Source organism: Exiguobacterium sp. 8H (genome assembly GCF_902506255.1).
Lineage (GTDB): Bacteria > Bacillota > Bacilli > Exiguobacteriales > Exiguobacteriaceae > Exiguobacterium > Exiguobacterium profundum.
This window is the reverse complement of sequence record NZ_LR733431.1, coordinates 1-6,408: the sequence shown is the minus strand read 5'-3', so window position 1 is coordinate 6,408 and position 6,408 is coordinate 1. Positions and strand designations below refer to the sequence as shown.

The 6,408-nt window shown below is 63.7% G+C and carries 8 protein-coding genes; all 8 read left to right on the top strand.

Annotated features, from left to right (window positions below; genetic code table 11):
* The first annotated feature begins 47 nt into the window (after positions 1-47).
* Positions 48-437, top strand: a complete 390-nt coding sequence (locus GVY43_RS15130; protein WP_159563693.1) for a hypothetical protein — start codon at positions 48-50, stop codon at positions 435-437.
* Positions 427-819 (top strand): DUF5592 family protein, encoded by a 393-nt coding sequence (locus tag GVY43_RS15125; RefSeq protein ID WP_159563692.1) that lies wholly within the window; start codon positions 427-429, stop codon positions 817-819. Before GVY43_RS15130 ends, GVY43_RS15125 begins: the two co-directional genes overlap by 11 nt.
* The gene (locus GVY43_RS15120) at positions 816-1,460 is read left to right on the top strand and encodes a hypothetical protein (protein WP_159563691.1); all 645 of its coding nucleotides are present in this window, start codon (positions 816-818) and stop codon (positions 1,458-1,460) included. The genes GVY43_RS15125 and GVY43_RS15120 overlap by 4 nt, the downstream gene beginning before the upstream one ends.
* Complete coding sequence (locus tag GVY43_RS15115; RefSeq protein WP_159563690.1) at positions 1,460-3,397, top strand: VirB4 family type IV secretion system protein; 1,938 nt, start codon at positions 1,460-1,462, stop codon at positions 3,395-3,397. The genes GVY43_RS15120 and GVY43_RS15115 overlap by 1 nt, the downstream gene beginning before the upstream one ends.
* On the top strand, positions 3,397-4,554 hold the full coding sequence (locus GVY43_RS15110) for a lysozyme family protein (protein WP_159563689.1): 1,158 nt from the start codon (positions 3,397-3,399) through the stop codon (positions 4,552-4,554). Before GVY43_RS15115 ends, GVY43_RS15110 begins: the two co-directional genes overlap by 1 nt.
* Positions 4,555-4,577: 23 nt before the next feature.
* Positions 4,578-5,036 (top strand): class I SAM-dependent methyltransferase, encoded by a 459-nt coding sequence (locus GVY43_RS15105; RefSeq protein WP_159563688.1) that lies wholly within the window; start codon positions 4,578-4,580, stop codon positions 5,034-5,036.
* Between the two features lie 45 nt (positions 5,037-5,081).
* Entirely contained in the window at positions 5,082-5,759 is a 678-nt protein-coding gene (locus tag GVY43_RS15100) for a hypothetical protein (protein ID WP_159563687.1), read from the top strand.
* A partial coding sequence (locus tag GVY43_RS15095; RefSeq protein ID WP_159563686.1) for a hypothetical protein occupies positions 5,756-6,408 on the top strand: 653 nt, incomplete at its 3' end. The genes GVY43_RS15100 and GVY43_RS15095, both read left to right, overlap by 4 nt.

The window sequence follows — 6,408 nt, the reverse complement described above, 5'->3', positions numbered from 1 at the left end:
ACCGGCGACACCACAACGGCCAGAACGGCCGAAAGGAGAGATGAGACATGATCCGACGATTCCGCGAACGGCTGGAACGGTTCCAGCTGAGACGCATCCAAGACGGGCAGGCGAGACCCCGGAGGCACGTCCGACGCGCCGAGACGCTGCGCATCGAGACGCTCGTCCTCGAAGAGACCCGGACCTACCGTCCGCGCCTCCAGATCGCGGCTGAGCCCGGGACAGACCTGGAGGCGGTCGACGATGCAATCTTCCGCGCACAGGCGGAGGCCGGGGACGAGGGATACGCCTCGTTCATCGCGCACCTGCGTGACCATCTGCCAGAGGGCGCCCGCATCCAGATGATGGACCTGCCGGAGTCCTACCGGGACAAAGACCCGCACCGTGTGCTGTTGCACATCCATCATGGACGGGAGGAGGGCTCGGATGAACTATAAGATTCCGAAGGAGACGCGGAGCCCGGTCCGGATCGGATGGCTCCACCTGTCGGACGCCGGGTTCTTGCTGTTGCTGTTCATGGTCGGCTACTACGTGTCCGACATGGACACGGTCGTCCCGACGCGCTTCCGCTTCCCGTTCCTGATACTGTACGTGCTGTTGCTCGTTCTCGTCATCCTGCGCCCGCCGACGAACCCGAAGGCCCGTCTCGGGCAGGTGCTGTACTGGAAATGGCTCCGGCGGGACCGCCTCGGCGTCGTCCATGCCGAACCGACACCGGACGAGCCCGTGACCCGGCTCCGACGTGACGCCGGCCTCGGTTCACCCCGTTCGAACCGTACACCACACCATTCACACGAAAGAGGAGGAAAACACAAATGAATGATTGGACCATCCAAGGACAGCCCCCGGCGCAAGAGATGCCGGGGACGCCCTGGTTCACCGACGACGACATCCCGGCCGCCAAGAAGAAGGCGGCCGGTTCTCGTTTCGTCTCGTCGTCGATGCGACGCTACCTGAACATCATCGCGACGGATGACGAGGGGAACCTCGTCCAGCCGGACGGCGGGGTCGTCCGGCTCCTGTCGTTCGTCGGGGACGACATCCGACACGCCCATCCCGAGGTCGAGGAACAGGCGATGTACGCCTTCGCGATCCTGCTCCGCTCCTACCGCTACCCGCTCAAGGTCGTCACGATGAACTTCCCCGTGAACACGGCGGCCCAACGGGCCTCGATCGAACGACGCCTCAAGCACGCCGACGGCCCACGCCGGGAGGCGCTCGAACAGGAATGGCGGACGCTCGAACGGTTGGATAGGACGCGCCATCACCGCGAATATTTCTTCCTGCTGTTCGCGCCGGACGCCGAGGAGATGCGTCAGCGCATCCGTAGCCTGCGCCAGAGCATCGGCGTACACTTCCGACCGATCGACCCGGACAAACAGGTCCGTCTCGTCCGTCAGCTCCACAACGGCGCCGAGACGGCGTATGACCACGAGAACCACGAAGGAGGAGAACGCTGATGTTCTGGACGAAAACGAAGGACAAGAAGCACGACGAGGCCCGGACGAAGGAGAGACGGGCGACGAAGGCCGACCCGATGCTCATCAAGGCGATCGAGCCCGCCGGCGGGATCACGTTCAAGGAACAGTACGCGATCACGGGGAACGGCTACGAGGCGTGCCTGCACGTGACGCGCTACCCGCGCAACGTCAACAAGTACTGGCTCGAACCGCTCCTCAACATCCGGGTCGACGGCGTCACGACGCACGTCGACATCGCGCCGTCCGACCGGGACGCCGAGCTCGACGCGATCGGGAAGTCGGTCGAGGAACAGCTCTCCCGCTACGTGACGGAGAAACGCGAACGGAACAAGATGGACGCCCAGAACGACTACAACGAGCTCCGTACGATGTACGAACAGCTCGTCGAGGGCGGGGAGGAAATCCTGTACGTGAAAATCCGCTATTATGTCGCCGCCCGGACGCTCAAGGAGCTCGAGGAGAAGATCCGGCTCGTCGAGGAAGAGGTGCGGGCCCGGGGTTGCCGGGCGACGCTCCTCATCGAGGAACAGGAGGCCGAGTTCATGGCGATCGGGCGCGACGCGCTCGCCCAGGAGCGCGAGCTCTATAACGGCCGTGTCCGGAAAGGACAGCCGATCCCGTCGCTCACGTTCGCGGCGGGCTACCCGTTCTACTATCGCCATCTCGACGACCCGCGCGGGTCGTACCTCGGGGACACGTACACGAACGGGCCGGTCCTGTTCGACCTGTTCCACAAGGACCCCGCCCAGGGCCGGAACTCGTACTGCTTCATGGCCGCCGGTGTCCAGGGGGTCGGGAAGTCGACGCTCCTGAAGAAGCTCCTGTCGATGACGGCCATGAACGGGGGCAAGGTGCGCGTGCTCGACCCGACGACGCCGGGCGAGTTCACCGGGCTGGCCGACCACTTCGGCGGGCTCCGCATCCCGCTCGACGGCTCCATGGGGCTCATCAACCCGTTCGAGATCATGGCCACGGCCGCGCGTGACGTCGAGGACGACGGGGACGGGTCGATCGACGAACTGAACTCGTATCTGACGCACATCGACCGGCTGACAGAATGGTACGCCCTGCTCAACCCGCGCCTCACGGACGACCATGAACTGCACGTCTTCGGCGTGTTCACCGACCGCTTCTATCAAGCCTGTGGCCTGTCGCCGGAATCGGGGCAGGTGACCCGGCTCCCGGCGACGCAGTATCCGACGCTGTCGGACTTCCACGACTACCTCGGACATGAGCTCGGGACGACCCGGAATGACCAGGAACGGGTCGCGCTCGAACGGATCCATGTCGCGCTCGAGACGCTCGTCGGGAAACCGGACTTCGACGGCCACACGTCGTTCCCCGACATCACCGACCATCCGTTCGTCGTCTTCGGGACGGCGGGCATCGTCAACCGACGCGCCAACGTCCAGGCGGCGCAGCTCTATCTGTTGTCGAACTTCCTGTGGGGCGAGATGCTGACGAACGGCGCGCCCCAGTTCAAGGCGTTCAACGACGGCGAGCTCGCGCTCGAGGACGTCGTCCCGTACCTGTTCCTCATCGACGAGGCGCACCTGTACCTGAACGACAAGCCGGAGAACCGGCGCCTCATCCAGCTCATCGAGAACTTCGTCCGGCAGTCGCGGAAATACTTCGGCGGGGTCGGCTACGCCACCCAGTCGATCAACGACCTGAAGGGCGCGCACCTGTCGAAGCTCTTCGAGCTCACCCAGTACAAGATGATCTTCAAGCACGACGCCTCGTCGGCCGCGGGCATCCGCGAGTCGTTCGCGGGGCAGTTCTCTGAGGCGGAGGTCGAGGCGATCCGTTCGTTCGGCGAGGGGGAGATGCTCCTGGCGATCACGGGCGGGGAGACGATCCGCATGCGCGTCCAGGTCAGCCGTGAGGAGCTGGCCCGGTTCGGCGGGGGCGCCTGATGGCCGTCCCTGCGGTCGCGAAGGCCGCCCACACGCTCTGGTCGCTCCTGCCGGAGGAGAAGAAGCGATGGCTCCTCGCGTTCGCGGGGCTGTCGCTGTTGTTGTTCGTGGTCCTCGTCTATACGCTCGTCGGGGCACTCCTCGCCTCGTTCGAGGCGGATCGCGACGTCGACGTGCCGAGCATCGGGACGGGCGTCCTGTCGCCCGATGTCATGCGCTACGAGACGCTCGTCCGACGGTATGCGGAGGCGGAAGGGATCGGTGAGTACGTGCCGGTCCTGTTGGCCAAGATGCAGGTCGAGACGCGCGGGCTCGGGAACGATCCGATGCAATCGTCCGAGAGTGGCTTCAACACGCGCTATCCGAACGTGCCGAACGCGATCCAAGACCCAGAGTACTCGGTCGAGGTCGGCGTGAAGGCGTTCAAGCAGACGCTCGAGATGAGTGGGCGGGACCTCCCGCTCGCCGTCCAGAGCTACAACTTCGGCCCCGGCTATATCGCCTACGCGAAGGACGCCGGGGGCCATTCGGAGACGGTGGCGAAGGCGTTCAGCCTGAAGATGGCCAACCAGCTCGGCTGGACGTGCGACGACTGGCGGGCGCCGTATTGTTACGGCGATCATACGTACCAGAAGAAGGTGTTCGACTATCTCACCGTCGCACCCGACGGGACCGTCTCGCTCGGCGGGTCGAGCCTCGCCATCGGCGACCTGCACACCCCGCTCGTCGAGTCCCTGTTCCGGGGTCGCATGACGTGCGGGATCGGCTGTTACGCCGGACACCCGGGCTATGACTGGGGCGTCCCGATCGGGACGCAGGTGTACTCGATGACCGGCGGGATCGTCGTCAAGGTCGTCGACGGGCGCGCGAACAACGCGCCGACCGGCCGGCCGGACTACGGGAACCACATCCAGGTCCGCTACGGCGACGTGCAGGTGACGTACGCGCACCTGTCGCCGGGCACGCTCCGCGTGCGACAGGGAGACACGGTGAAGCCGGGCCAACCGATCGCGCTGTCCGGGAACTCGGGCAACTCGACAGGACCCCACCTGCATGTCGACATGTTGAAAGGGCCGAGCTTCGCCTACACGATCGACAACGCGGTCCGTTTCTTCGACGAGATGACCGCATCGCAACAGATCGCACAGAATCATTAAAACGAACAAGGAGAGTGAATGGGATGACGAAAATATTGGACGCCTGTTGTGGCAGTCGGATGTTCTGGTTTGATAAAAGTCATCCAGATGCGACGTTTATGGATATCCGTGAAGAGAACGTCGAGTTGTGCGACGGGAGGCAATTGATCGTCGCCCCGGATATCATCGCGGACTTTCGAGACATGCCGTTCGCCGATGAGAGCTTCTGGTTGGTCGTGTTTGACCCACCGCATCTTCTAAAGGTCGGTGATGATTCATGGTTGGCCAAGAAGTACGGACGGCTGGATGAGACATGGCCGATTGACATCCGCAATGGCTTTGAGGAATGTATGAGGGTTTTGAAACCGAATGGGACGCTCATCTTCAAGTGGAACGAAGATCAGGTGCGACTCTCGGAAGTGTTGGATGCAATCGGCTATCGGCCATTGTTCGGGAACAAACGAAGCAAGACGCACTGGCTCGTATTCATGAAAGAGGCGTGACAAGATGAGTCAACACAATTTGGTTCTATCAAGGAGGAGACTTTGATGAGAGAAAAACATCAGATCATCTTGCGAGGGGTGATCATCGCCGGACTCGTCGGCATGACCCTGTTCACCCTGTACCGCATAGGAGACACGGACACGTCCGGGGCAGGGATGGACGTCCCGCCACCGGAAACGAACGAGCGAGAGGGGAAAGAAGACCTCGTCGCCAAACAGAACGCGGTCATCGCACAGCTGCGTGACGAGATCGCGACGTTGAAGGCGGGAGAGGACGACGCCACAAAGACGCCCGGGGAGGACGCCGATCCGACGCCTGAACCGTCCGGGACGGACGCGGAACGGATCGCCGACACGGTCGCCTTCGCGACCGACTACTGGACGTATGAAGGCCCCGACGACCTGTTGAAGCCGTCCGTGCTCGACTGGCTGACGGACGGGTTCCGGGAACGTCTGGAGACGGAGCCGGCGCCCCCGTCCCCGTCATTCGAGGCAGAGGTGAAGCACGTCGAGGCGTACCTCCGACATGACGACGAGACCCACGTGACGGCGTTCGTCGAGGTGAATCAAACGGTCGACATCGCCGGCAAGAAGAGCGAGGACAACGTCCTCGCCCGCGTGCACTGGACGTCGACCCCGGACGGTTGGCGTGTCGAGGACGTGACCGTCCCGACGGTCGGGGTCACGATCCCCGACGCGCCGGAAGGGGGTGGGGAGGGATGAACGGAAGACTGAGCCGGTCGCCCTCGAAATGGTACGCACTGGCGTTCCTGACGGTCATCCTCTCGATCGCCGGGCTCGTCCTGTTCGGTCGGGTCGTCTACGTCGAGGAGACCGAATACGTGACGTCACCCGGCACCCAGATCACGGTCAAACAGGACGAACAAGCGCTCGGGAACATTATCCTCTGGGACTGGTTGTATGACCCGGACGACGGGTCGATGCAGGTATTCCTCGGCAAGGGGATCGGTGTCCCGGCCGACTATTTCGCGGACGGCAAGATGGACCTCGTGGCCTTCGTGAAGCACCCCGGCGACACGTCGCCGACGGTCGAGAACGTGTACGAGGACGCCGACAGCGCGGTCCTCGAAGTGACCGGCGTCCCGCACAAGTTCGGGGCGCTCGCGCTCGACCTGACCCCTCACGGGGTGACCCGGGAGACGAACCCGGACGTCCTGTTCGAGCGTCGCAAGCAGGCGTTCAGTGGCGAGAAATCGGAGGAGGAAGAGACGGACGAGACGACACGACTGTTCACGTCGGACGGCGTCGTGAAACGTGTCGACGCGCTCGACGCGGACGCGGACGCGTTCCGGGAACGGACGCACGACCGCCTCGTGGCGGAGCTCGAATGGCGTGTCGAATCGTACGAGGA